This is a genomic window from Mesocryomonas fontinalis (assembly GCF_055730125.2).
On record NZ_JBUZWG020000003.1, the window covers coordinates 105396 to 130263 of the forward strand.

Annotated in this window: 19 protein-coding genes; 9 read left to right on the top strand and 10 right to left on the bottom strand. The window is 68.3% G+C overall.

Going from position 1 to position 24868, the window contains the following annotated elements; all coding sequences use genetic code 11:
• The first annotated feature begins 159 nt into the window (after positions 1–159).
• The 4 genes from ACZL02_RS08660 to ACZL02_RS08675 all read left to right on the top strand — a co-directional run bounded on the left by ACZL02_RS08660 (position 160) and on the right by ACZL02_RS08675 (position 3951).
• On the top strand, positions 160–687 hold the full coding sequence (locus ACZL02_RS08660) for a SixA phosphatase family protein (RefSeq protein WP_472937420.1): 528 nt from the start codon (positions 160–162) through the stop codon (positions 685–687).
• 93 nt (positions 688–780) lie between these two features.
• Positions 781–2235: a YcjX family GTP-binding protein gene (locus tag ACZL02_RS08665; protein ID WP_472937419.1), complete on the top strand. Its 1455-nt coding sequence runs from the start codon at positions 781–783 to the stop codon at positions 2233–2235.
• The gene (locus ACZL02_RS08670; protein ID WP_472937418.1) at positions 2232–3317 is read left to right on the top strand and encodes a YcjF family protein; all 1086 of its coding nucleotides are present in this window, start codon (positions 2232–2234) and stop codon (positions 3315–3317) included. The genes ACZL02_RS08665 and ACZL02_RS08670 overlap by 4 nt, the downstream gene beginning before the upstream one ends.
• Positions 3318–3414: 97 nt before the next feature.
• Positions 3415–3951 carry a hypothetical protein gene (locus ACZL02_RS08675; protein WP_472937417.1) on the top strand — a complete coding sequence of 179 codons (537 nt, stop codon included), beginning with the start codon at positions 3415–3417 and terminating at the stop codon, positions 3949–3951.
• A 24-nt stretch (positions 3952–3975) separates the two neighbouring features.
• Here the strand turns inward: ACZL02_RS08675 and folK are convergent, their stop codons facing one another.
• Together folK and folP are read right to left on the bottom strand one after the other, a co-directional pair.
• The gene (folK, locus tag ACZL02_RS08680) at positions 3976–4512 is read right to left on the bottom strand and encodes a 2-amino-4-hydroxy-6-hydroxymethyldihydropteridine diphosphokinase (RefSeq protein ID WP_472937416.1); all 537 of its coding nucleotides are present in this window, start codon (positions 4510–4512) and stop codon (positions 3976–3978) included.
• A 20-nt stretch (positions 4513–4532) separates the two neighbouring features.
• Positions 4533–5393, bottom strand: coding sequence for a dihydropteroate synthase (folP, locus tag ACZL02_RS08685; protein WP_472937415.1), 861 nt, complete (start codon positions 5391–5393; stop codon positions 4533–4535).
• Positions 5394–5516: 123 nt separating this feature from the next.
• On the opposite strand from folP, the gene ACZL02_RS08690 reads away from it, so the two are divergent.
• On the top strand, positions 5517–6119 hold the full coding sequence (locus ACZL02_RS08690) for a DUF922 domain-containing Zn-dependent protease (protein ID WP_472937414.1): 603 nt from the start codon (positions 5517–5519) through the stop codon (positions 6117–6119).
• Between the two features lie 84 nt (positions 6120–6203).
• Here ACZL02_RS08690 and ACZL02_RS08695 read toward each other — a convergent pair whose 3' ends face one another.
• A complete protein-coding gene (locus tag ACZL02_RS08695; RefSeq protein WP_472937413.1) occupies positions 6204–6524 on the bottom strand; it encodes a 2Fe-2S iron-sulfur cluster-binding protein in 321 nt (106 codons plus the stop codon).
• 112 nt (positions 6525–6636) lie between these two features.
• Positions 6637–7005 (bottom strand): Hpt domain-containing protein, encoded by a 369-nt coding sequence (locus ACZL02_RS08700; protein ID WP_472937412.1) that lies wholly within the window; start codon positions 7003–7005, stop codon positions 6637–6639.
• Positions 7006–7535: 530 nt separating this feature from the next.
• On the opposite strand from ACZL02_RS08700, the gene ACZL02_RS08705 reads away from it, so the two are divergent.
• Positions 7536–15659 (top strand): apolipoprotein A-IV repeat region-like domain-containing protein, encoded by an 8124-nt coding sequence (locus tag ACZL02_RS08705; RefSeq protein WP_472937411.1) that lies wholly within the window; start codon positions 7536–7538, stop codon positions 15657–15659.
• Between the two features lie 613 nt (positions 15660–16272).
• Here the strand turns inward: ACZL02_RS08705 and ACZL02_RS08710 are convergent.
• From ACZL02_RS08710 to ACZL02_RS08725, 4 genes are all read right to left on the bottom strand, one after another.
• A complete protein-coding gene (locus ACZL02_RS08710) occupies positions 16273–16887 on the bottom strand; it encodes an ABC-type transport auxiliary lipoprotein family protein (protein ID WP_472937410.1) in 615 nt (204 codons plus the stop codon).
• A gap of 134 nt (positions 16888–17021) precedes the next feature.
• On the bottom strand, positions 17022–18968 hold the full coding sequence (locus ACZL02_RS08715; protein WP_472937409.1) for an MlaD family protein: 1947 nt from the start codon (positions 18966–18968) through the stop codon (positions 17022–17024).
• Positions 18968–19885 carry an ABC transporter ATP-binding protein gene (locus ACZL02_RS08720; protein WP_472937408.1) on the bottom strand — a complete coding sequence of 306 codons (918 nt, stop codon included), beginning with the start codon at positions 19883–19885 and terminating at the stop codon, positions 18968–18970. The genes ACZL02_RS08715 and ACZL02_RS08720 overlap by 1 nt, the downstream gene beginning before the upstream one ends.
• Entirely contained in the window at positions 19866–21053 is a 1188-nt protein-coding gene (locus tag ACZL02_RS08725; RefSeq protein WP_472937407.1) for an ABC transporter permease, read from the bottom strand. Before ACZL02_RS08725 ends, ACZL02_RS08720 begins: the two co-directional genes overlap by 20 nt.
• Before the next feature lie 186 nt (positions 21054–21239).
• Here ACZL02_RS08725 and dgcA point away from each other — a divergent pair, with 186 nt between their 5' ends.
• From dgcA to ACZL02_RS08740, 3 genes are read left to right on the top strand one after another with little or no spacing between them, the layout of a single operon-like run.
• Positions 21240–22226, top strand: coding sequence for an N-acetyl-D-Glu racemase DgcA (dgcA, locus tag ACZL02_RS08730; RefSeq protein WP_472937406.1), 987 nt, complete (start codon positions 21240–21242; stop codon positions 22224–22226).
• A gap of 59 nt (positions 22227–22285) precedes the next feature.
• Entirely contained in the window at positions 22286–22552 is a 267-nt protein-coding gene (locus ACZL02_RS08735) for a ribbon-helix-helix domain-containing protein (RefSeq protein WP_472937405.1), read from the top strand.
• A gap of 2 nt (positions 22553–22554) precedes the next feature.
• Positions 22555–22866, top strand: a complete 312-nt coding sequence (locus ACZL02_RS08740) for a type II toxin-antitoxin system RelE/ParE family toxin (protein ID WP_472937404.1) — start codon at positions 22555–22557, stop codon at positions 22864–22866.
• A 30-nt stretch (positions 22867–22896) separates the two neighbouring features.
• On the opposite strand, the gene ACZL02_RS08745 is transcribed toward ACZL02_RS08740, so the two are convergent.
• Both ACZL02_RS08745 and ACZL02_RS08750 read right to left on the bottom strand, forming a co-directional pair.
• Positions 22897–23925, bottom strand: a complete 1029-nt coding sequence (locus ACZL02_RS08745) for a glycosyltransferase family 4 protein (RefSeq protein WP_472937403.1) — start codon at positions 23923–23925, stop codon at positions 22897–22899.
• Positions 23925–24779: a UDP-2,3-diacylglucosamine diphosphatase gene (locus tag ACZL02_RS08750; RefSeq protein WP_472935009.1), complete on the bottom strand. Its 855-nt coding sequence runs from the start codon at positions 24777–24779 to the stop codon at positions 23925–23927. The genes ACZL02_RS08745 and ACZL02_RS08750 overlap by 1 nt, the downstream gene beginning before the upstream one ends.
• Between the last annotated feature and the right edge of the window lie 89 nt (positions 24780–24868).

Consider the following 24868-nt stretch of genomic DNA (forward strand, 5'->3'; position numbering starts at 1 on the left):
CTGGTTTGCGTACAAGTCGCCATCGCGCCATCGACCTTCGCCATCTTTGAGCGCAGCGCACGCCATGCGTTTAAATCAGCAGCCGAACGGCGCCAAAACTCCGGCGGCCCCGCAATAAAATTCGGTTTCCGCTGATCGGGCTATGCGCTAGCAAATGCTATGACCGAGACACCCCGCAGCACGCTCACTCTCCTGCGCCATGCCCATTCCTCCTGGGCCTTGCCGGGTCAGCGCGATCACCAGCGACCGCTGGACGAGCGCGGGCGGCAAGACGCGCTGGCGCTCGGGCCACGGATGCGGGCGGCGGGTTGCGCGATCGATGCCGTCGTCTGCTCCACCGCAGCACGCGCGACAGAGACCTTTGCGGCGATCCGTCCGCATCTTCCGCATGATCTCGAGATCAGCTTGTCCGACGACATCTACGCCCTCGGCGTCGAAGCCTATCTCGCGGCGGCCCACGGCCACGGACATGCGAGGCACCTCCTGATCGTCGGCCACAATCCGATGATCGAGGAGTTCACGCTCTCGCTCGCCGGCAGCGGCGAGACCGAGGCGCTTGCCGCGCTGGCCGAGGGCTACGCGACCGCCGGCCTTGCGGTCCTCGAGTTCGCGACCGGGCTCGACGCCATCGCGGCCGGCAGCGGTCACCTCAGGCGTCTCCTGAGACCGCGCGACCACGGCGGCTGATCTCTCGCCGGTGCGGGTGCACAGCACCTGTCGCCGGGCGGGGTGCCATCCTATATCCGCCCGAGCCGCCAACGGACGGAGCCTGCCGCGTTCATGACCTCCCTGACAGACGAAGCGCGGATCGCGTTCGACACGCTGACCGAGCGCACCGGCTCGCTGTTCCAGCCGACGGTACGCATCGGCGTCGCCGGGCTCTCGCGTGCCGGCAAGACAGTGTTCATCACCGCGCTGGTCCATAACCTCCTGCATGCCGGCCGCTTGCCGATGTTCGGGGCGCAGGCGTCCGGGCGCATTGCGCGCAGTTTCCTCGAGGAGCAGCCGGACGACGCCGTGCCCCGCTTCCAGTACGAGGAGCATATCCGGACCATTCTCGAAGAGCGCCTCTGGCCGCAATCGACCCGGGCCATCTCCGAACTGCGGCTGACCATCGAGTTCGAATCGGCGTCCGGCTGGTCGCGCCTTTTCAAGGCCGGCAAGCTGTCGATCGACATCGTCGACTACCCCGGCGAATGGCTGCTCGACCTGCCGCTGCTCGACAAGGACTACGCCACCTTCTCGCGCGAGGCGATCGAGCGCGCCCGGCTGCCGTCCCGGGCGGAGATGGCCGGAGAGTTCCTGGCGCTGCTCGATGCGACCGACATCGCGGCTCCGGCAGACGAGTTGACCGCGGTGCGGCTGGCGACGGCGTTCGCGACTTATCTCAGGGCCTGCCGCGCCGACAGGACGGCGCTCTCCACGCTGCCGCCGGGGCGTTTCCTGATGCCGGGCGACCTCGAGGGCTCGCCGGCCCTCACCTTCGCGCCGCTGCCGGTCGAGCCGGGCGTCGCCTACCCCAAAGGCTCGCTCGCCGCCCTCCTCGCGCGGCGCTACGAGGCTTACAAGACCGTGGTGGTCAAACCCTTCTTCCGCGACCACTTCGCCCGGCTCGACCGGCAGATCCTGCTCGTCGACGTGATGCAGGCGATCAACGCCGGTCCCGAGGCGGTGCAGGACCTCGAGGCCGCGCTCGCCGACATCCTCGTCTGCTTCCGGCCGGGCAAGGCGAGCTGGCTCGGCTCCTTCCTGACCCGGCGGATCGACCGCATTCTCGTCGCCGCCACCAAGGCCGACCATCTCCACCGCACCAGCCATCAGCGGCTGGAGCGCATCGTCCGCCGGCTGGTCGACGGCGCCATCACCCGGGCCGACTTTTCCGGTGCCAGCACCGACGTGCTGGCAATGGCGGCGGTGCGGGCGACGCACGAGGCTTATGCCGACGACCGCGGCCAGCGCCTGCCGGTGATCGTCGGCACGCCGATGGCGGGCGAAACGATCGCCGGCGAGCGCTTCGATGGCCAGACGGAAACCGCGGTATTCCCCGGTGATCTTCCCGCCGATCCCGCCCGGCTCTTTACCGGCGGACAGAACGGGGCGGCGCGCCATCCGCTGACCTTCGTGCGCTTCAAGCCGCCGCGGCTGGAGCGGAGCGACGAGGGCCTGACGCTGTCGCTGCCGCACATCCGGCTCGACCGCGCCCTGCAGTTCCTGATCGGAGACAAGCTGGCATGAGCGATTCCGAACTGCCCCGCCGTCCCGCCGCCTTTCGCGTCGACAGCCTCGACCGCCGTGTGCCCTTCGCCGACCCGGAGAACGAGCCGGAGACCGGCCGCGCCCCCCGCGCCCTTCCCGACATCGCCAGTCTCTCGATCGAGCCGGACGAGGCGATCGAGGCGCTGGATGCCGGCCTCGTCCCGCTGCCGGCACCACGCCGGCGCTTTCCCTTCGCCAAGCTCTTCCTCGGCGCCCTCGGCGCGCTGGTCTCGATCGCCATCGGCTTTGCCGTCGATGGCCTCGTGCGCGACCTCTTCACCCGCGCCGACTGGCTGGGATGGACGGCGCTGGGGTTCGCAGCTCTTCTCGCCGTCGGCGCGCTCGGCATCGTGCTGCGCGAAGCGCTCGGCCTGATGCGGCTTTCGGCCGTCGACCGCGAGCGCAAGGCCGCGCTGAAGGCCTATGAGAGCGATTCCGAGGACGAAGCCAGGCGTGTCGTCGCCGGCCTCGTCGCCCTCCTCGCGGGCAAGCCGGGCACCGCCGAGGGCCGCGCGCGGCTGGCCGCGGCAAAGGACGACGTGATCGACGGCCGCGACCAGATCATCCTCGCCGAGCGCGAGCTGCTGATGCCGCTGGATCTGCTCGCGCGGGCGCTGGTGCTGAACTCGGCCAAGCGCGTCTCGGTCGTCACCGCCGTCAGCCCGAAGGCGCTCGTCGATGTCGGCTTCGTGCTGTTCGAGAGCGTCCGGCTGATCCGCCTGATGGCCGAGCTCTACGGCGCGCGGCCGGGCACTCTCGGTCTCATCAAGCTGACCCGCAACGTCCTCGGCCATCTCGCGGTCACCGGCACCATCGCGATCGGCGACGACGTGATCGGACAGGTGGTGGGTCATGGGCTGGCTGCGAAGCTTTCGACGCGGCTCGGCGAGGGCGTCGTCAATGGCCTCCTCACCGCCCGCATCGGCCTTGCCGCGATGGATCTCTGCCGGCCCATGCCTTTCCTGCGGGCGAAGCGTCCGAAGATCGGTGATTTCATGAGCGATCTCGGCAGCTTGCGCGGTGATGCAAAGAAGCCGCAGCCGCCGGTCAACAGAGTGTGAGCCCTGCTCGGTAGCCAGCTGAAAGGAAGCGTTAACCGTTCCGGGCGATAAAGGACCGGTCGGGGTTCAGTCCCCTCGCCGGTTCGGAGTGCCTGAAATGCCCGTCAAAATGCTCGCCGGCCTCGCGCTTGCCGCCTCGACCCTCATCGCCGTCACCGCCCCCGTCGCCGCCGGCGGCGACGAGGTGTTCTTCGACAAGGTGGTGGGCCAGTGGGGCGGTCCGGGCGAGATCGTCGCCGGCAAGTACAAGGGCACCAAGTTCGTCTGCAGCCTCAGCGGCGAGTCGCTCGCGAAAAACCCCGGAATGGCGCTCGACGGCACCTGCCGCGTCGGTATCTTCTCGCAGAAGATGCGCGCCGAGGTCAGCAAGAACGGCGCGACCTACAAGGGCGCCTTCCTCGACGGCGCGCTTGGCAAGGGCCTCGACATCGTTTCCGGAAACGTCGCCGGCGACCAGATCGTCGTCGGCCTCGACCGCAAGCAGTTAAAAGGCGCGATGATCGCCAAGCTCGACGGCCGCGACAAGCTGAACATCTCGATTTCCGTCCGCGTCGCCGAGGACCTCGTCCCGGTCATCGGCATGAGCCTGACGCGCGGCGACGCCCCGATCAAGCAGACCGCGCTGGAGGAGTAGGGCTCCGGCCTTCGCCCAACCGGCCTACTCGGCGCTCCCGCGCCACCATTCCCCGTCGGCACTCGCCACCTCGATCCCCTCGCCCGCCACCGCCGCGATGGCCTCGGCGATCGGCCGGCCGTCGACGGTGAACCCCGGCGCGATCTCCGCCAGCGGCACCAGCACGAAGGCGCGCAGACCCATCCGCGGGTGCGGCAAGGTCAGCTCGGCATCCTCATAGGCCTTGCCGTTGTAATCGAGCACGTCGAGATCGATGGTACGCGGACCCCAGCGCTCCCGCCGTTCGCGCTTCAGCGAGCGCTCGGTGGCAAGGCAGAGCTCCAGCAGCGCCCGCGGCGACAGCACCGTATCGACCGCCGCGCAGGCGTTGACGAACCAGGGCTGGTCCAAGACGCCCCAGGGCGGCGTCCGGTAGATCCGCGATACCGCCACGACGGTGACGTCGTCGCGCGCATCGAGGGCTTGCAGCGCCCGGCGCATGTTGACGACGGGGTCGCCGATGTTCCCGCCAAGGCCGAGCAGCGCCCGCCCCCCGATGGCCGTCATGCCGGCGTCGTTCATCCCGCGGTTCTCCCCTGCCTCTACCACTGCCGCCCCTCCACGCCGGCGCGCAGGGCATCGGCGATCGCCAGCGCATCACGGCTCGCCGGCACGTTGTGGACGCGGAAGATGTCGGCGCCGCGCTCGCGCAGCAGCACGCTCGTTGCCGCGGTCGCATAGTCCGGCTCGGGATCGTCACGCCCAATCGCGCCGCGCACGAAGCGCTTGCGCGACGTGCCGACGAGCAGCGGATAACCGAGCGCGAGGAGTTCCCCCATCCGGGCGATCAGCACCATGTTTTCCGGCCCGTCCTTGGCGAAGCCGAAGCCCGGATCCAGCACGATCTTTTCCCGCGCGACGCCCGCCGCCGCGGCGATCATCAGCGAAGCCTCGAGGAAGTGGAACTGGTCTTCGATGACGTCGGGCAGCTTGTCGCGCTCGCGCCCCGTGTGCATCAGGCAGAGCCCGGCACCGGTCTCGGCCGCGACTGCCGCGATCGCCTGGTCCTTCTGTGCCCCGAAGACGTCGTTGACGATATGCGCGCCCGCCGCCACCGCCAGCCGCGCGGTCTCGGCGCGGTATGTGTCGACCGAGATCAGGCAGTCTGTCCGGCCCGCGAGCGCCGCGATCACCGGCAGGATGCGCCGCTGCTCCTCCTCCGGCGACACCGGCGTCGCACCCGGCCGGGTGGACTCGCCGCCGATGTCGATGATCTCCGCGCCATCGGCGGCCATCTGCAGCGCCGCCGACACCGCCGCCTCGACGCCGGCGTAGCGGCCGCCGTCGGAGAAGCTGTCGGGCGTCACATTGAGGATGCCCATGATGCAGGCGCGATCGCCCAGCACCAGTTGGCGGCCGTGTCCGACCTGCCATGTCCCGCCGCGCGGCTTCAAAGGCAGCATGCCATTCCCTTCAGATACCCCTTGGCAACCTCTCGGTCGCACAATGGTGTTAGGCCAGGTCCTTGTATCAACGCCCGCTTGCGATAGCGTGGCCAACTTTCCACGACCGCGTCGGAGTCGATGATGCTGCGCACTCTCTCGCTTGTCGCGATCCTATTCGGCACGTCAATGACCGTGCGGGCTGCCGACATCCGCGAACAGACGAAATATTTCTCGGTCACCGGCACCACGCTCGAGGAACTCGACCGGGATCTCGGCCGCAAGGGCCCGCTGATGGCCGGCACGAACATGCGCCATCCCGGCGCCACCGAGGTGAAGTTCGACGGCAAGGTCACCTATCTCCCGGTCGGCGCGCGGTGCAAGGTCGCCCGGACACAACTGACGCTGCGGCTGGTCAAGACGCTGCCGAAGTGGACGGCGCCGAAAAGCGCCTCGCCGAACGTCGCGGTGATCTGGAACACGCTCTCGGACGACATCGCCCGGCACGAGAACGACCATGCGAAGATCGCCCGCAGCTATGTCCGCCGGATGGAAAGCGCCTTGCGCAACCTTGCGCCGGAGAAGACCTGCGAGGCGATGGAGGCCCGCGTCAACGTTGTCAGCGCCCGCTACCTCGCCGCCCATCAGGCCGAGCAGGTGCAGTTCGACGTGGTCGAGGGCCGCGAGATGAACATGCGGCTTCGGCGCCTCTTGAAACGCAACATCGAGGCCGCCTCGGCAGAGTAGCAGCACCGATCAGGCGCCTCCCCAGGGATACGACGCCTGCCAGGGAATGAGGGCCGAGGCGACCGCCTGCGACCGACTTTCGCCCTAGGACTGGCGTTCGGGAATGGTCAGCACCAGACCGTCGAGTTCGTCGCGGATGCGGATCTGGCAGGAAAGCCGCGAATTCGGCCGCATGTCGACGGCGAAATCCAGCATGTCCTCTTCCATGGATTCGGGCTCGCCGACGATCGCCGTCCATTCCGCGTCGACGTAGACATGGCACGTCGCGCAGGCGCAGGCGCCGCCGCATTCGGCATCGATGCCCGGCACCGAATTGCGGATCGCGGCTTCCATCGCCGAGCTGCCATTGGGCGCCTCGACCTCGTAGCGCTCGCCGCCATGGGTGACGAAGGTGATGTGCGTCATGGAGCCCTGCCGCTTGCGTTTCGAGAAATGGGTTAGCGGCTCGGTTGCGCGGAAGTCAACCGCAGTCTGGAACAGTTCCAGCAAAGCCGGACCGTTCCTGTCGGCGCGCCGTTCAGCCGGGGTTGAGGCCGGTGATGAAGGCGGACGTCCGGCGCATCTCCTCGCCCAGCGTCGCGCGGGCGGTGCCATCGGCCGGTGCCTGCTCGAACACCTCCGCCGCATCGGCCAAGGCGAAGGCGCCGATGTTGCGCGCCGCGCCCTTCAGCGCGTGGGCGATGTGCCGCCGCTCGTCGTCGGTCGCAAGGTCGATCCGGCACGCGAAGACCTCGATCTGCCGGCCCATCAGCCCGAGCACCTCCTGCTCCAGCGCGCTATCGCCGAGCGTCTGCCGCGACAGGTGGACGAGATCGATCGGCCGTCCGCGCGATGGGCACGCGGTCCGCATCGATGCGGCGGTCGGGGATGGGATGGATTGGCGCATGGCCTCGTCTCCGTCGTCGTGCGACCGGCAAAGCCCGCGAATCGGGCCTGCTGCACACTGTCCGTGCGCGGCGCTGGATTCACAGGCGAATTCCGCCCCAGCATTCAATGCTGCCCGTAGATGGTGTAGAGTGGATTAACGTTGCCGGACCATTTCCGCGGGGTCGGCGGGCAAATCGGGGAACCGGTGACAAAAAACGATGGCTGGCTAATGGCATAGCCGGGGCGAAGCCGGCCGAGACGGCGGAAGCTGCCGGCCGAGCCCCTGCCCACCACCGGCTGCAGGCGAAAAATCTCAGTTTTTAGCTTTGTCGTTAACCGTATGTTTAAACTTGTAAGGATCGTCGGGTTTTACGGTTTCTTTCGAAAACGCCCGTAACTACCATACAAGATGACCAAAGCCGCGCGTGCTTCCTCAGGAGCACACGCGGATCGTCCCCGAGACTTCAGCCGGATGCACCGGCTCCGGCTCGAGTATCGGGATGCGGCCCTCAGGCGGGTCGGCGTAACGAGTATGAGGCGCGACCGCACATGGCGAATATCAAGACTTCCGACACGCTGCCCGAAGGGGCGCTGGACGAACTCGAAGCCGCGCTGACGGCCGACTTCATGCCCGCCGACACGGCGGCGGAGGCCGAAACGATCGACATTGGCGGCGAGGCCGAAGGCCATGTCGAAGTGGAAACGCTGAGCGCCGACACGATCGACATCGACTTCGCGTTCACCGAATTCGACCGGCAGATCGAGGAGGCGACCGGCGCCTTCCAGTCCGTCGACGTCCCCTTGATGGAAGCCACCACCGGCGCCGCGGTTGGCGCCGCCGCCTTTGCCGCCGCCAACACTGCGACCGCCGCCGCCGCCGCGGGCAGCACGGCCGGCCGCGATGCCGCCGGAGCCATTCGCCAGCGGCCTTTGGCGCCGTCCTCTTCCACGGTGTCCTCGTCCGCGTCCTCGTCCACGCCGGTTTCGCCAGCCGGCGACAACGCGTCTACGCCGTCATTTGGCGACACCGGCACCGCTGGCCCGAGCCGCACGACCCCGCCAAGAGAAGCTCCTGCACCGTCGGCGCCGATGACCGCCGCCAATGCCCCCGCCAGCAACCGCAAGGTGCCGGCGAACGACGAGCTGCGCCGTTCCTCGGTGATCGCGCAGGCCATCCTGTCGCGCCGCCCCTCGCGCACGCCGCTGGTGATTGCCGCCATCGTCTCGGCGCTCTGGTTCGGCCTTGCCGTCTTCCTGGGCTACGGCGTCTACGGCGCCAACCTCTTCACCCTCCCCGGCAGCGCTGCGGAGCTGACGCGGTCCACCGGGCTGCTGGTCGTCACCGCCCTCGCCGTGCTGCCGGTCCTTCTGATCTTCGCCTTCGCCGTCATGGTCCGCCGCTCGTCCGAACTGCGCCTGATGAGCCGCTCGATGGCCGAGGTTGCCTTGCGCCTTGCCGAGCCGGAGAGCGTCGCCACCGAGCGCGTGATGAGCGTCGGCCAGGCGGTTCGCCGCGAAGTCTCGGCGCTCGGCGAAGGCGTCGAGCGGGCGCTCGCCCGCACGTCGGAGCTCGAGACCCTCGTCCATGCCGAGGTGACCGCGCTCGAGCGCTCCTATGCCGACAACGAGGTGCGGATCCGCTCGCTCGTCAACGATCTCGCCGCCGAGCGCGAGGCGATGCTGAGCCATGCCGAGAAGCTGCGCTCGTCCGTCGTCGGTTCGCACCAGCGCCTGGTCGAGGACGTCGACACCGCCTCGCACGAGATCCTCCGCCGCATCGAGGATGCCTCGACGAAGTTCGAAACCCTCCTGGAGAACCGGGGCGACGAGCTGTCGCAGATCTACACCGCCCGCAGCGCCGACCTCGCCTCCCTGTTCGAGGACAAGAGCCGCATCGCGAGTGAGCGTCTCGATGCGTCGAGCGAGGGCTTTGTCGCCCGCATCAACCAGAGCGCCGAAGCCGCGACCGAGCGGCTGCAGGTTACCGGCGAGACCGTCACGGGCCTCCTCGAAGCCCGCTCCACCGAGCTGCAGGACCGCACCGAGGCGATGACCCGAACCATCGGCGAGATGAGCGAGACGCTTAGCCATCGCCTGCAGGCGTCGGGCGATGCCGTCGCCGGCCTTCTCTCCACCCGCACCGAGCGGCTGGAAAGTGACGGGCAGACCTTCATGGACGCCCTCGGCGAGACGCTCGACCAGCGCTCGCGTACCCTCACCGACGAAAGCACGCGCTTCCTCGATCTCCTGACGCTTGGCCTGCAGGAGCGCACCGAGCGCGCGGCCGAGATGCTGTCGGAGAAGAACAGCGAGACCATCGGCAACATCGACGAGCGCCTCGACCGGCTGGAGGCGACCCTCAGCGAACGCGGCGGCGCCCTGGTCTCGGCCATCGAGACCCGCACCTCGACCATCGTCGAGTCCAGCGACCGCATCGCCAATGCCCTGCAGCAGCGCTCCGTCGAGTTCGCCCGCACGCTCGCCGAGCGCAGCCGCGAGATTTCCGAGGCCGTCGCCGCAGCACAAGGCGAGCTGGCCACCTCGACCGGCGCCGCCGTGGCGCTCGCCGGCTCGACGCTCGAAGGCCGCGCCGCCGAAATCCGCACGCTCCTCGACGAGCGCATGGCCGGTTTCCGGTCGATCATGGACGAGAATGCCGGCAGCTTCAGCCGCACCGTCGACGAGCGCATCGGCTCGCTCGAGTCGGCGCTGAAGAACGGCACCGAGGACCTCGAGACCACCCTCGCCTTCGCCCATCAGAGCCTCATCGGCAATCTGGAGGAGCGCGCCGGTTCGATCGGCGCCTCGATCGAAGGCAATGTCGACCGGCTGCAGACCATCCTCGAACAGGCCGAGACCTCGCTCGGCGCCGGCACCGACCAGCGCACGAAGAGCATCGCCGACATGCTCGACCAGCGTCGCCTGGCCATCGAGACGCTGCTCGCCGAAAAGGCCGACATCTTCGTCGGTGCGATCGACGATCGGTCCACCCGCCTGTTCGACGGCTTCGACACCCGGGCCGCCAGCTTCGGCACCGATCTCGCCGACCGCATCACGGCCACCGAGAAGCTGCTGCGCGAAACCGAGACCGGTCTCGTGGAGACCCTCGACGCCCGCCATGCCGCCCTCGGCACGGCGCTCGGCGACCGCACCGAGACCTTGCGCAGTCTGGCGCAGGAGACGCACGAGACGCTGGTCGGGGCGCTCGACGAGCGTGTCGGCGGCATCCGCAGTGCCTTCGAGACGGCCGTCAACGGCATCACCGACGATCTCGTCAGCCGCGTCGAAACGCTGCGCGCCGTGGTCGAAGACTCGCGCAACCAGATCGTCGTCGGCCTCGACGACCGCACCATGACACTCTCCGGCGATCTCGAAGCCCGCACCCGCCAGCTCAACGAGGGCCTCGATGCCCGCGCCGCTGGCCTGCGCGACATCGTGGAGGCCGCCCGCTCGCAGCTGCTGGATGGCCTCGACGAGCGCATGCAGTCGATCCACTCGCTGGTCGACGGCTCCGAGGGAACGCTGCTGGCCGGCCTCGACCAGCGCACCGTGCGCCTGTCCTCCGACCTCGAGACCCGCGCTGCAGACCTCCGCGGCATCGTGGAAGCCGCCCGTACCGAGCTTCTCGACGGGCTCGACGCGCGCATGCAGTCGATCAACACCCTCGTCGAGGGCTCCGAAGGCACGCTGCTGGCCGGCTTCGACCAGCGCACCGAACGCCTCTCCTCCGACCTCGAGACCCGCGCCTCCGATCTGCGCGGCATCGTCGAAGCCGCCCGTGCCCAGCTGCTCGATGGCCTCGACGAGCGCATGCAGTCGATCAACGCTCTCGTCGACGGCTCCGACGGCACGTTGCTGGCCGGCTTCGACCAGCGCACCGAACGCCTCTCCTCCGACCTCGAGACCCGCGCTTCGCATCTTCGCGGCATCGTCGAAACTGCCCATGCCCAGCTGCTCGACGGCCTCGACGCGCGCATGCAGTCGATCAACGCCCTGGTCGATGGTTCCGAAGGCACGCTCCTGGCCGGCCTCGACCAGCGCACCGGACGCCTGTCGTCCGATCTCGAGACCCGCGCTTCCGACCTGCGCGACATGGTCGAAGCGGCCCGTGCCCAGATGGTCGATGGGCTCGACGAACGCATGCAGTCGATCCGCTCGCTGGTCGACGCTTCCGAGGGAACGCTGCTGGCCGGCCTCGACCAGCGCACCGATCGCCTTTCCGCTGAACTTGAGGCACGCGCGCTGCGTCTTGCCGCCGAGCTCGACCGCGGCAGCGAGAGCCTCACCCAGCGTCTCGACGACCGTATGGGCGTCATCCACAAGATGGTCGACGGTTCGGAAGGCTCGCTCCTCGCCGGTCTCGACCAGCGGGCGGCCCGCCTGTCGTCCGGCCTCGACGACCGCGCGACGCGCCTCGCCAGCCTCCTCGACCGTGGCAGCGAGAGCCTGACCACCCGCCTCGACGAGCGCATGGAGACCATCCACAAGATGGTCGACGGATCCGAGGGCACGCTTCTCGCAGGCCTCGACCAGCGCACGGCGCGTCTCGCCACCGAACTCGGTCGCGGCAGCGACAACCTCACCGTCCGTCTCGACGAGAGCGTGCAGCGCTTCACCGATGCCTTCAGCGATGTCGACGGCCGCCTGGTCGCCGTCCTCGAAGAGAAGCGGGATGGCATTTCCGGGCTTCTCGACGAGGTCACGCGCTCTGCGGCAGCAACGCTCGGCGACCGTGCGGACGACGTCCGCCGCTCGATCGAGCAGAGCGTCGAAGAAGTCAGCCGGTCGCTGGAAGCGCGCCGTGCCGATCTCGTCACCGCCCTCGACAACGGCCAGACCGGCCTGACCTCGGCGATCGATCAGCGCACCGACGCGATCTCGACGGCGCTCGAGCGCGGCCTCGGCAATGTCGAGCGCACGCTGAACGCCCGCGCGGCGCTCGTCGCGGATGCCCTGCGCAGCGCCATCACCACCGCTACCGCCACGATGACCGAGGAAGCCGAGCGCGCCCGCGCCGGCCTCGAGGGCGAGACCGTGTCGCTGGCCAGCGCCGTCGCCGGTCTCGGCGGCATCGTCGCCGCCTCGACGGAGGAAGCGCGCCTGAAGATCGCCGACGAGGCCGAGCGGCTTTCCGCCCGCTTTGCCGGCATCGCCGACGACCTGAAGGAGAAGGCAGAGGCCGCGCACGGCGATCTGTCGGCCGAGGGTGGTCGCATCGCCCGCACCGTCGAGAGCGCGTCGGAGACCTTGCGCACGCTCGCCGCCGAGGCCCGTGACCGGTTCACCGGCGAGGCCGAGGCCCTGGCACTCTCCGTTGCCGCCGTTTCGAAGGAAATGCGCAACGAGGCGACCTCGGTGCGCGAGACGCTGGTCGGCGAAGGCGCCGTCTTCGCCACGCAGCTGGGCGGTGCCTCTTTGGCCATGCGCGCTGAGGCCGAGGCCTCCCGCGAGCGGCTGGCCCTTCTCGCCACCGAATTCGTCGGCGGTCTGTCGGAAGTCGCCGACAGGCTCCGGGCCGACGCGATCGAAAGCCGCGCCGAGTTCAGCGACCAGGCCGGTGCCCTCGTCGGCGAATTCGCGACGGCGGCAGACCTGCTGCGCGCCGCCGGTGACGAATCGCGCGACCGCTTCCGCCAGGATGCGGCCGTCATCGCCGAGGAGATCATCTCCGCCACGGCCTCGATCGGCGACCGCAGCGAACTCGCCCGGCGGATCATCGCCGAGCAGGCCGCCACGCTGTCGACCGAGCTCGACCTCGCGTCCGATCGGCTGCGCGATGCCGGCGACGAAAGCCGCGCCCTGTTCCGCCGCGACGCGGAGGTCATCGCCGAGGAGATCTCCACCGCCACGTCGTCCTTCGGGACCCGCAGCGAGGCGGCACGGCAGATCATCGCCGAACAGGCGGCGACACTCGCGGCCGAGATGGACCGCGTGTCCGATCGCTTGCGCGATGCCGGCGACGAAACCCGCGACCTCTTCCGCCGCGATGCCGCGGTGATCGCCGAGGAGATCGCAGCAGCAGCGGTCGCCATCCGCGAGCGCGGCGAGGAAGCCCGCCACAACATCGGCGACGTCGTCCAGGCCATGGCCGGCCAGGTCACCGGTGCTGTCGACCTGCTGCGGAATGCCAGCGGCGACTCGCGTGACCGGTTCCGTGCCGACGCCGAGGCGATCGCCGCCGAGATCGTCGCCGCGGCCGAAGTCATCCGCCAGCGCAGCGACGAGGCTCGCCTCGTCATCGCCGACAACACCGAAGCCTTCGCCAGCCGCATCGGCGGCGTGTCGGAGCGCATCAGCAGCGAGGCGGACCGTGCGAGCGAAGCCCTCGACGCCCGCAGCGCCCGCTTCGCCAGCGAGCTCGCCGATCTCTCGAGGGAGCTGTCGGAGACGCTCGGTGGTTCGTCAACGGCCCTTCGCGGCGAGCTCGACCAGGTCGCATCGACCATCCGCGGCGATCTCGACGGTGCCTCGGCATCGATGAAGCGCGAGCTCACCGGCATTTCGGGCCGCCTGCGCGACGACGTCGCGGGTGCCTCGGCCATCCTGCTGCGGGATGCCGACACGGCGCGCGACGCGATCATCGCCCAGAGTGCCGAGATTGCCGCGCAGTTCGCAGGGGTCGGCAACCAGATCCGGGTCGAGACCGACCAGGCCCGCGACCAGCTCATCGAGAGCGCCGCGAGCTTCAGCGAGGATCTGATCAGCAAGATCGCCAGCTCCGAGCGTTCGCTTGCCTCGCGGGCCCGCCTGTTGACCGGCGACCTCGACGAGAAGACCAAGGCGCTGAACGAGCTGCTCGCCGAGCGCAGCGCCGAGATCGCCCGCCTGATCGAGGAGGAGGCCCGTCCGCTGGTCGAGCGCTTCACCGAGAGCGGCACGGCGGTCGCCGAAATGATCGACGCCTCCGCCCGAAACGCGTCGGACCGCCTGCGGTCCGAGAACGCGGCGCTCATCGCAGCCCTCGGCCGCCGCGCCGGGGAGACGGTCGAGACGCTCAGCAAGTCGTCCGGCGAGATCCTCGCCGGCTTCGACGCACGCACCAACGACGCCGTCGGGCTCGTGACCGACATGCGCCAGGCCCTGTCGCAGGACATCGACGCGCTGATCGAACGCCTGTCGCAGACCAACGGCGCGCTGCGCAGCCTCGTCGAGGAAGCCAGCGGCAATCTCGGCGCGATCGACTCGACGCTGCAGGAAACCAGCAGCCGCTTCACCAACGGCGCCGAACGCGCCGTGGAGCAGCTCTCGGCCTCCTCGAAGCTGCTCGACGGCAACCTTGCCCGCCTCGACCAGCTGTCGTCCTCCACCTACGGCAAGGTCGCCTCGATCGCCGAGCGCTTCGACGACCACGGCCATCTGCTGCAGGAGGCGGCGCAGCTGCTCGACAGCGCCCAGTCCAACCTGCAGACGACGCTGGAAGAGCGCCGCGATGGCCTGGAGACACTTTCCGCCGGCCTCGTCTCGCGTTCGGAGGAGATCGGCGATCTCATGCGGTCGTTCGAGGAAGTCGTCGACGGCCTGTTCGAGCGTACCGAGCAGCGCTCGCGCATGCTCTCCGCCCGCCTGTCCTCGGAAGTCGGCGCCTCGCTCGGCGAGACCGACAAGCAGCTCGAGGCGGTCGAGACCCGCTCGCGGAACGCAGCCTCGGAAATCCGGACGGCTGTGCTGTCGGTGGTCGAGGATGCGACCAAGCGCTTCAGCGGCGCGACCGACGAGATGCGCAAGACCGCGACCCTCATCCGCGAGGAGCTCGGCCAGACCCGCGAGGAGATCAAGCGCGGCGTGTTCGAGCTGCCCGAGCAAGCCCGCGAGAGCACCGAAGCGATGCGCAGGGCGGTGTCCGACCAGATCCGCGCTTTGCGTGATCTCAGCGACATCGTCTCGCAGTCGGGCCGCGCCTTCGACGTCGGCAGCCGGCGTCCGGCATCGCAGCCGCAGCCGCGCGCCGAACTGCGCCAGTCCGGCCCTTCGGCCGGCGGCCAGACGACGGTGGTCGCCCAGCGGCCGGCTGAGCCCGAGCGCCGGACCGAGCAGGCCGTGCCCGAGCAGCAGGTTGCCGAGGACCGCATGCTGGAGACCCGGATGACCGGGACGCATGGCGCCGAGTTCACCCGCGAGCAGCGCGGGGCGGCCGAGGTGGAGCGTCCCGCCGCCATGCTGACGCCGAGCGCTGCCCCGCTGCGCCAGGCAGAGGCGAGCGAAGGCAAGAGCGGCGGCTGGGTCTCCGACCTCTTGCGCCGCGCCTCCCGCGACGAGGACGAGGAAACCCATGCCGCCCAGGAGACGGCGTCGGAGCCCACCAGGGCCGAGGGCAGGTCTGCCGCGCATGTGGTGGAGTCGCTGAACTCGCTGTCGGTCGATATCGCCCGGGCGATCGACCACAACGCCTCGGTCGAGCTGTGGGACCGCTACCGCAAGGGTGAGCGCAACGTCTTCACTCGCCGGCTCTACACCATGAAGGGCCAGCAGACCTTCGACGAGATCCGCCGCAAGTATCAGCGCGACACGGATTTCCGCTCGGCGGTCGACCGCTACATCGCCGACTTCGAGAACCTCCTGACGGACGTCTCTCGCAAGGACACCGACAACACGCTGACGCGGACCTATCTGAGCTCCGACACCGGCAAGGTCTACACCATGCTGGCCCACGCCTCCGGCCGCTTCGACGGCTGACAGGCCGGCCAGTCCAGCACCTGACGTGAACGAAGGGGCGGTTTCGAAAGAGACTGCCCCTTTTCTCATGGAGACAGGGACAGGGCGGGTGCCGCGGGGCATACGGGCCCTCGTCGCAAAGGGACCCTCATCGACGGCCCGGAGGACGCGTAAACCTTCGGAAGCGTCATGTGGGGGAGGTTCGGAGTTTGAGCCAGGTCGTTCGAGCCAGCACCGTCCGGTTATCTCGGTGTCGACATCCAACCGCCGCGTCGGAGCAGAGCCATCGGCTTTTCGCGGACAGCCGTGGACGGTATGCCTCGAAGGGCAACGCCACCCAATTCCCGTGCGCCGGTCGTTTCAAACGGCGGAGAGCGAATCGATACTTATCGAACTCGCTCATGGGCTTAGACGGGCAAGGCGACTCTTCAGCGGAACATGAGCCAGGCCAACAGGCACGGCTCGCGACGGCTTCTGCCGGGCCGGTTGGCCCCATGCACTCCTGCGCCGCAACGGCACTTCACGCACAAACGCAGAAGGGCCGGACTCCCCCTGGAGGAGTCCGGCCCTTCGATGCATTCATCCGTGGCGGGAGGACGGGCTGAAGACCGCCTTCCCCGCGGAAGGCCGACGCTTAGACCAGCGACAGCGTCCAGGCGACGACGTCGGTGGTAGCCTTGGCGAAGGCGGCGTTGAGCGCCGCGACATAGGCGGCCTTGCCGGCGGTGGTGCTGGTGTCGGCACCGCCAACCGCGGCGGTGGCGGTGAAGACGCGCGTCGCCCGGACAGAGCCGTTGCGATCGTTCAGCGCCTTGACCGAGAACTCGACGACCGCAGTGTTGCCCTTGTCGACGTCGACCTCGAACTTCCGGATGGCGACGACGACCTGGTAGTCGATGGCGAGGCCCTGCCCCGGTACGCCGACGGCTGCGAGCCGGCCGGTGTTCTCGAAGGCCTGGACAAAGCGCGCCTGCACCAGCGCCGGCAAGCGGTCGCTCCACTGGCTCTGGCCGAGATACTCGACCGTATAGGGCGTCGGCTTGATGACGATCTGGTTGCCGTCGAGCGTCTTGGTGGCCGTCGGCTCGGGGATCAGGATCTGCACCTTGGTCCGAGCGCTGGTCCGGGCTTCCGTCCGCGGCGCGGCGAGCTCGTAGGTGTCGGGCGGCGTCGTGCCGCTGAGCGAAGCGCAGCCGGCTAGGGCGAGCGCCAGGGAAGCGACCAGGGTCGTCCGGATCGATGCATGCATGGTCTTTTCCTCAACGCCCGGCGGAAGCATCCGCCCACTCTGTCGCGGCCAGCGCACGATCTTCAAACGCGCCGGCCGGTGTCAATGCCCTGGCGCGGCCGCGGTGGTCTCCCCCGCGCGGCCGCTATCTGCCGTTACCGCCGCTTGCGGCCGTCGAACTGCTTCACCTCGTCGCCGCCGAAGATGATGCGGCTCGGATTGGCCTGGAAGTCGGTTACCGCTCCCTCAATCCGGTTGACCGACCGCGTCACGTCCCGCACCAGCGTCCGCACCTCGTTGAGGCCGTTGCCGGAGAAGTTCTGGATGTTGTCGGCGATCGGCCCGATGCGGGAGTTGATGTTGGCCGCGGTCTGGCGAATGGCGGCGAGCGTCTGGCTCGCCTCCTTGGCGAGGCCCTCGGTGCTGTCGGCATTCAGCAGCCGGTCGAGCGAGGCGAGCACGGTGTCGAGCCGCGTCGAGGCGGTGTTGACCTTGCTCGAGATCGCCACGGCGTTGTCGATCACGCGGTTGATGTCGTTGCGGCGGGCGCCGACGTCATTGGCGACCCCGGCGATCGAATCGGCGGCCCGGGCGACGTTGCGGGTCGCCGACGAGACGTCGGTCATCGTGCGGTTGACGACATCGGGATCGACGCCGGCGAGGATGGCGTCGACGCGGGAGCGGGTGCCGTTGAAGCCTGTCAGCGTCGTATCGACGGTGCGCAGTGCCGTATCGAGGCCGTCGATCACGGACTGGATCTGCGGCGTCTTGGCCCGGACGCCGGAGACCAGCGCCGCCACGTTGTCGACCACCTCCGAAATGCGGCGACGGTCGATGCCCGATACCAGAGCGCTGGCGTCGTCGAGCGTACGGTTCAGCTTGATCGTCGCCGCGCTGGCGTTCTCGCCGATCGGACCGAGATTGGCGAGGAAGCCGTTGATCGCCGGGCCGTTCGCCGCGACGCTGTCGGTGACCGTCTTCAAATTGCGGGTGACGCCCGAGACGTTGGTGATGACCTCGCCGATCGCCTCACGCTGTGCGCCGATGAGCGTCGAGACCTCGGAAACGTTTCGGGCAGCGGCCGAGATGTTGCCGATGGTGGAGTTGACGTCCGCCGGGTTGACCGCAGCCAGAATCTGGTCGGCCGAGCCAAGCGCCGAATCCAGTTTGGTCGCAACGCTCGTGGCGGTATCGGAGATCGGCCCGAGATTGGACAGGAAGCGGTCGATTCCCGGCGTGTTCTTCTGGATCGTATCGCCGACGCGGCCGACACTCGTGGCAGCCGTCTTCACCGAGTCGACGACGCCGGCGATGTTTTCCGCCTGCGCGCGCAAGGTCGTCGACATGGCCGCGACGTTGTCGACGGTGGTGCGCACCGACGCCGGATTGACCGCCTCGATGACGCTCTGCGCCGAGCGGATGGCGTCTGGAAGCGCCTCGGCGACGGTATTGGCGGTGCCTGCGAGGCGGCTGACGCTCTGCAGGAAGTCGTCGATCTGGTCGGAATTGCGCGCCAAGCTGTCGGTGAAGACCTTCACGTTCTCCGACGTCGCGGTGATGTTGCCCGCGGTCGTCCGCACGGCCGGGCCGACGTCCTTCACCATGCCCTCGAACTGCGAGAGGATGTTGTCGGCGCGCTGCGCGATGTCCTTGGCGGTGGCGAGAATGTCGGTCACGTCGGAAGGATCGGCCTTGATCACTGGCACGGCGCCTTGCTCGCGGGCGTAGGCGATGATGTTGCGCTCGGTGTTGTCGCCGCCCTTCAGCTCGATGAAGGCCTGGCCGGTGAGGCCGGCGAAGCCGATAGTGGCGCGGGTCGAGGTGGTGATCGGGGTGGTGCCGTCTACGCGCGTGGTGGCGATGACGACGCGCGGATTGTTCGGATCGATCCGGAGATTGCGGACGTCGCCGACCTTGAGGCCGTTGAACAGCACCTGGCTGCCGACGCTGAGGCCGGTGACCGAACCCTCAATCCGCACCAGCAGCGAGGTCTGGTTGTCATCGCCGGACACGTTGGCCGACCACCAGACGAAGCCGAAGCCGAGGACAAGGACGACCACCGAGAAGATGCCGACCAGCACGTAATTGGCTCTGGTTTCCATCACTTCGTTCCCTTGCTGGCGTCGGCGGACTTGTCCTGGTGCACGATGGTACGGGCACGCTTGCCGTGGAAATAGGATTTGACCCAAGGGTCATCGAAGGCGAGCATGGTCTCGAGCGGTCCCTCGACCATCACCTTCTTGTTGCCGAGGACGGCGATGCGGTCGCAGGCCTGGTACAGGCTGTCGAGATCGTGGGTCACCATGTAGACGGTGAGACCCAGCGTATCGCGCAGCGTCATGATCAGCTCGTCGAAATCCGCCGCGCCGATCGGGTCGAGGCCCGAGGTCGGCTCGTCGAGGAAGACGATATCCGGGTCGAGCGCCAGGGCGCGCGCGAGGCCGGCGCGCTTGATCATGCCGCCGGAAAGCTCGGACGGAAACTTCTCCGCCGCATCCGGGGCGAGGCCGACGAGATCGATCTTCAGCCGGGCCAGCTCGTCCATCAGCGCCGGCGACAGGTCGAGATACTCGCGCATCGGCACCTGGATGTTCTCCAGCACCGAGAGCGAGGAGAACAGCGCGCCTTGCTGGAAGAGGACGCCCCAGCGCTGCTCGACCGCCAGCCGCTCTTCGTCATTGGCCTTGTCGTAGTCGATGCCGAACACTTCGATCGTGCCGGACTGCTTCTTGTTGAGGCCGAGGATCGTGCGCAGCAGCACCGATTTGCCCTGGCCGGAACCGCCGACGAAACCGAGGATCTCGCCGCGGCGCACGTCCAGCGACAGGCCGTCGAGCACGGTCTTGGTGCCGAAGGTCACGGTGACGTCGCGGGCGCGGATGATGATGTCGTCGTCATCGCCCCCCTTGCCGGGGGCTGGTGCTGCAGAAGGCGCACCGTTGCCGGTCGCCGTCACCGCGGCATCGTCTTGTGCGGCGGGCGGGCCGCGGCCAGACGGATCAGAATCCGATGGATGCATAGAAGATCGCAAAGAAAGCATCCACGAGGATGACAAGGAAGATGGATTTGACGACGGAGGTGGTGACGTGGAGGCCGAGGCTCTCGGCGCTGCCGCCGACCTTCATGCCCTCGGCGGAGGCGACGACGCCGATGATGATCGCCATGAACGGCGCCTTGATCAGGCCGGCGAGGATGGTGCCGATGTCGATCGCCTCGCGCAGCCGCTGGACGAAGGCGGCTGGCGGGATGCCGGAATAGATCCAGGTGACGACGATGGCGCCGGCAAGGCCCATGAGGTCGGCGATGAAGGCGAGGAGCGGCAGCACCAGCGTCAACGCCACGAGGCGCGGAAACACCAGCACGCCGACCGGGTTGAGACCGATCACCTGAAGGGCGTCGACCTCCTCGCGCATCTTCATCGAGCCGATTTCGGCGGTGATGGCGCTGCCGGACCGGCCGGCGATCATGATGGCGGTGAGCAGCACGCCGATCTCGCGCAGCTGCAAAATGCCGACGAGGTCGACGACGAAGATTTCCGCGCCGAAGTTTCTCAGCTGGAAGGCGCCCTGCTGGGCGATGACCGCGCCGATCAGGAAGCTCATCAGCGCGATGATCGGCACGGCGCGAACGCCCATCCGGTCCATCTGCGTGATGATCGCCGGCAGACGGAGCTGCGTCTTGCCGGTCACCCGGCGTCCGGCGCCATAGATCGACGAGCCGATGATGTTGAGGCCGACGACGACCTCGTCGTAGAGCCCGTAGACGCTCCGCCCGATCCCATCGAGCGCGGCGACGACGCGGTTTTGCTTGGCGACCTCCGGCTCCGGCCGCACCCGGTCGATCGCGGCACGCACCGCCTCGAACAGTGCTCCGTCCTTCTCCCGCACGCCCGACATTTCGACCGAGCGGCCGCCGTCGGAAAGCTTGCGCGACATCTGTTCGACCAGCAGCGCGCCGGCGGTATCGACCCGTCCGACGCTGCCGAGGTCGATCGTCACGGACTTGCCGAGGTCGGACTTGCCCGTCTCGGCAACCGTCTTCTCGATGCTGCCGATGGTCCGGGCCAGCCAGTCGCCGGACAGGGTCAGCACCAGGCCACCCTCGCCCTTGTCGGCGACCAGGGCAGGCGCGGTGGTGCGGCGCCCATCCTTGTCGGCGCGTGTCTCTGCGGCTGGAGTGTCCGTCATGCCTGTGGTCGAAACCTTCTATCGCCCGATGCTCGGACACCTTATGCCATGAAGCGTCCGTGGCCTGACATGCCCGGCGGCGCCCGCCCGACGTTGCGGCGGTCCCTAGCGCGCGGCGTCGTTAACCGTCCATACACGGTTTGTAATCGCAATCGGCGATGCGCTCGAACAGGCCGAGGAATTTTCATGCCGCGTCGTCTTTCAGTCACAGTCGAGCGCTTTCAGCTCGCCACGGCCTTCACCATTTCCAGGGGGTCGAAAACCGAGGCGGTCGTCGTCGTCGCCACGCTTTCCGACGGAAACAAGCAAGGCCGCGGCGAATGCGTTCCCTATGCCCGCTACGGGGAGACGGTCGAGAGCGTGACGGCGGCCATCGAAGCCGTCCGGCCGCTGATCGAGAAAGGCTTGTCGCGCAAGGCCTTGCAGGCCTCCATGCCGGCAGGCGCGGCCCGCAATGCTGTCGACTGTGCGCTGTGGGATCTCGAGGCGAAGCTGGACGGCACCACCGTCGCGTCGCTGGTCTGCCCGTCGCCGCCGACAGCGCTGGAGACCGCCTACACGATTTCGCTCGGAACCCCCGAGGCGATGGCCGCCGCGACCGCCGCAGCCCGGGGCCGCGGGCTCCTGAAGATCAAGCTCGGCGCGCCCGAGGGCGACATCGCCCGCATCCGCGCCGTGCACGCGGCCGCCGGAGGCGCGCGGCTGATTCTCGACGCCAACGAGGGCTGGACGGCCGCAAACCTTGCCGAGAACATGCAGGCCGCCGCCGCGGCCGGCGCCGTTCTCATCGAGCAACCGCTGCCGGTCGGCCAAGACCAAGCTCTCGCCTCCCTCGCCCATCCGGTCCCGGTCTGCGCCGACGAATCGCTGCACGAGACGCAGGACCTCGCCGCGCTGGTCGGCCGCTACGACTTCGTCAACGTCAAGCTCGACAAGACCGGCGGGCTGACCGAAGCGCTGCAGCTCGTCACGGATGCGCGCCGGCACGGCTTCGGGGTCATGGTCGGCTGCATGGTCTCGAGTTCGCTCGCGATGGCGCCGGCGGTCCTGCTCGGCCAGACCGCCGACCTGATCGACCTCGACGGCCCGCTGCTGCTGGCGTCGGACCGCGAGGAGGGGTTAAGGTATGAAGGCTCCATGGTAGAGCCGCCAACCGCTGCGCTGTGGGGGTAGACGAAAGATCGCGATCGCCGTCGTATCGTGGCTGGCGACGGATGCTGGGAGAAAATCGGATGGCCGAGGTAGCGCTCAGCGAAATTGATGAGGTGCTGATTCGAAGGCAACTTGAGTCCGGCCGTTACGCCAGTGCCAGTGATGTCGTCACGGCGGCGCTGACGCTGCTGGCCGAGGAGAACGCTGCGTTCGAACGATGGCTTCAGGATGAGATCCCCGGACGGCTGGCGGCGCTCCGAAAAAACCCGGACAGCGGCATCTCTTTGAAGGAAGTGACAGCGCGCATTGAAGAGCGTCACCGGGCGCTTACAGCCGGCAATAGCTAGCGGTGGACTACGGGGTCACCTTCCATGCGGCCGCGCTCGCAGAGTTGGAAGACCTCTACGACTTCATCGCCTCGCGAACGAGCCCCGCGACTGCACGAAAGTTCGTCATCGGCCTCACCGACTACTGCACGGGGCTCGCGACGTTTCCAAAGAGGGGCACTGAAAGACCTGAGGTGATGCCTGGCATCCGCATCGTCGGCTACCACCGCGTCGTCAGCATTGTCTTCTCAGTTGAGACCCACACAGTACTCATCCTCGGCATCTTCTACTCTGGCAGGAACATCACGATCGATCTCCTGGAGAGGCGGACGTGAATAAACGCCAAGCGCCCTGGGCGTAAGAGCCTACCCCGCCATCGGCAGCGCCGCGGCGACTGAGGGGCGGGCCGAGACGGTGTCGAGGAAGATGTCGGCGCAGGCAGACCAGGTGAAGACGCGCGAGCGGTCGAGTGCCTCCGCCCGGTCGAGACCGAGCGCTGCCAGACACGCGGTCCGCAGGTCGTCCGAAATGCAGCCGGCGCGGGTGCCGGCGATGACGTCGAGCGGCCCGGGCTCGGGATAGGCGGCCACCGGCGCACCGCAGGCCAGCGCCTCGATCAGCACGATGCCGAAAGTGTCGGTCTTGGACGGAAAGACGAAGACGTCGGCGCTGGAATAATGCCGCGCGAGCATGTCACCGGTCTGCGACCCTGCGAAATGCACCTTCGGATAGCGCTGCCGCAGTTCGGCCAGCGCCGGGCCGTCGCCGACGACGACCTTCGACCCCGGCAGGTCGAGCATCAGGAAGGCCTCGAGGTTCTTTTCCGGCGCAACGCGCGAGACGGTGAGGAAGACCGGACCGGGCAGACCGAAATCGACCGGCTCACGCGGCCTGAACACCGACGTGTCGACACCGCGGGTCCAGGTAACGAGGTTCTGGAAGCCGCGCTCGGCCAGATCCCGCCGCACCGCCTCGGTCGGCACCAGGCAAGCGCTGGCCGCGGCATGGAAACGGCGGAGATAGGCGTAGCTGAAGCGTTCCGGGATCGGCACGCGCTGGCGGAGGTATTCCGGAAACCGGGTGTGGAAACTCGTGGTGAAGCTGCGCCCGGCGGCGATGGCGGCCCGGCGCGTCGCCATGCCGATCGGCCCTTCGGTCGCGATGTGGATCGACTGCGGCTTGAACTCGGCGATGATCCGCCCCAGCCGGTAGGAACTCGCCAGGGCCAGCCGTATCTCCGGATAGGTCGGCATCGGCACGGTGCGGAAATCCTGCGGCGAGACGACGAGCACGTCGTGGCCGCGGCCGCGCAGCTCGTCGGCAAGGCTCGACAGCGTGCGCACCACGCCGTTGATCTGCGGCGTCCAGGCGTCGGTGGCGATCAGGATCCGCATCAGGCTGCCTCCACCGCGGAAGTCTGCCGCTCGGCCGCCGGCATGGCGGCAATGCCGTCGGCCAGCGCCTCCGCCTGTGCCCGCGCCTTGCTGGCTGCCGCCGTCCAATAGATCAGCTCGAACGAGCCGTCATGCCGCTCGCCGACCGCGGTGCAGCTTTCCACCCAGTCGCCGGTATTGATGTATTCGACGCCGCCGCGCCGGGCGATCTGCGCATGGTGGATGTGGCCGCAGATGATGCCGTCGCAGCCGTGCCGCACCGCCTCTTCGGCGAGGAGCGTCTCGAAGGCGCCGATGAAGTTGACGGCGTTCTTGACCTTGAGCTTGGCCCAGGACGACAGCGACCAGTAGGGAAAGCCGAGCGCCCGGCGCAGCTTGTTGAAGACGACGTTGACGGCGATGGCGGTGTCGTAGGCCCAGTCGCCGAGATAGGCGATGAGCCGCGCATTGCGCACGACGACGTCGAACTCGTCGCCATGCATGACGAGGAACCGCCTTCCGTCGGCAGTCACGTGGACGTCGTTCTGCTTGACCTCGATGCCGCCAAAGTGCTGACCGGGAAAGTCGCGCAGGAATTCGTCGTGGTTGCCGGGGATATAGACGACGTCGCATCCCTTGCGCGCCTTGCGCAGCAGCTTCTGGACGACGTCGTTGTGCGCCTGCGGCCAGTGCCAGGCGCGTTTCAGCCGCCAGCCGTCGACGATGTCGCCGACGAGATAGAGTTTCTCGCAATCGTGCAGGCGGAGAAAGTCGATCAGCAGCTCGGCCTGGGCGGCCTTGGAGCCGAGATGCACGTCGGAGATGAACAGCGTCCGGAAGTGTCGCGCCGTGGTCAGCTGATGCATGGTCGCCATCCTGTTCGCTCCCCTCGCCCTCCTGCCAATGGCCGATTCTCATTGCATGCGTGTGACGGTGCGGCCGAAGGCGCGGGGCGGCGCCCGAT

Coding starts and splice junctions, on each gene's coding strand:
- ACZL02_RS08660 (WP_472937420.1), top strand. CDS start 160: ATGACCGAGACACCCCGCAGCACGCTCACTCTCCTGCGCCATGCCCAT.
- ACZL02_RS08665 (WP_472937419.1), top strand. CDS start 781: ATGACCTCCCTGACAGACGAAGCGCGGATCGCGTTCGACACGCTGACC.
- ACZL02_RS08670 (WP_472937418.1), top strand. CDS start 2,232: ATGAGCGATTCCGAACTGCCCCGCCGTCCCGCCGCCTTTCGCGTCGAC.
- ACZL02_RS08675 (WP_472937417.1), top strand. CDS start 3,415: ATGCCCGTCAAAATGCTCGCCGGCCTCGCGCTTGCCGCCTCGACCCTC.
- folK (WP_472937416.1), bottom strand. CDS start 4,512: ATGAACGACGCCGGCATGACGGCCATCGGGGGGCGGGCGCTGCTCGGC.
- folP (WP_472937415.1), bottom strand. CDS start 5,393: ATGCTGCCTTTGAAGCCGCGCGGCGGGACATGGCAGGTCGGACACGGC.
- ACZL02_RS08690 (WP_472937414.1), top strand. CDS start 5,517: ATGCTGCGCACTCTCTCGCTTGTCGCGATCCTATTCGGCACGTCAATG.
- ACZL02_RS08695 (WP_472937413.1), bottom strand. CDS start 6,524: ATGACGCACATCACCTTCGTCACCCATGGCGGCGAGCGCTACGAGGTC.
- ACZL02_RS08700 (WP_472937412.1), bottom strand. CDS start 7,005: ATGCGCCAATCCATCCCATCCCCGACCGCCGCATCGATGCGGACCGCG.
- ACZL02_RS08705 (WP_472937411.1), top strand. CDS start 7,536: ATGGCGAATATCAAGACTTCCGACACGCTGCCCGAAGGGGCGCTGGAC.
- ACZL02_RS08710 (WP_472937410.1), bottom strand. CDS start 16,887: ATGCATGCATCGATCCGGACGACCCTGGTCGCTTCCCTGGCGCTCGCC.
- ACZL02_RS08715 (WP_472937409.1), bottom strand. CDS start 18,968: ATGGAAACCAGAGCCAATTACGTGCTGGTCGGCATCTTCTCGGTGGTC.
- ACZL02_RS08720 (WP_472937408.1), bottom strand. CDS start 19,885: ATGCATCCATCGGATTCTGATCCGTCTGGCCGCGGCCCGCCCGCCGCA.
- ACZL02_RS08725 (WP_472937407.1), bottom strand. CDS start 21,053: ATGACGGACACTCCAGCCGCAGAGACACGCGCCGACAAGGATGGGCGC.
- dgcA (WP_472937406.1), top strand. CDS start 21,240: ATGCCGCGTCGTCTTTCAGTCACAGTCGAGCGCTTTCAGCTCGCCACG.
- ACZL02_RS08735 (WP_472937405.1), top strand. CDS start 22,286: ATGGCCGAGGTAGCGCTCAGCGAAATTGATGAGGTGCTGATTCGAAGG.
- ACZL02_RS08745 (WP_472937403.1), bottom strand. CDS start 23,925: ATGCGGATCCTGATCGCCACCGACGCCTGGACGCCGCAGATCAACGGC.
- ACZL02_RS08750 (WP_472935009.1), bottom strand. CDS start 24,779: ATGGCGACCATGCATCAGCTGACCACGGCGCGACACTTCCGGACGCTG.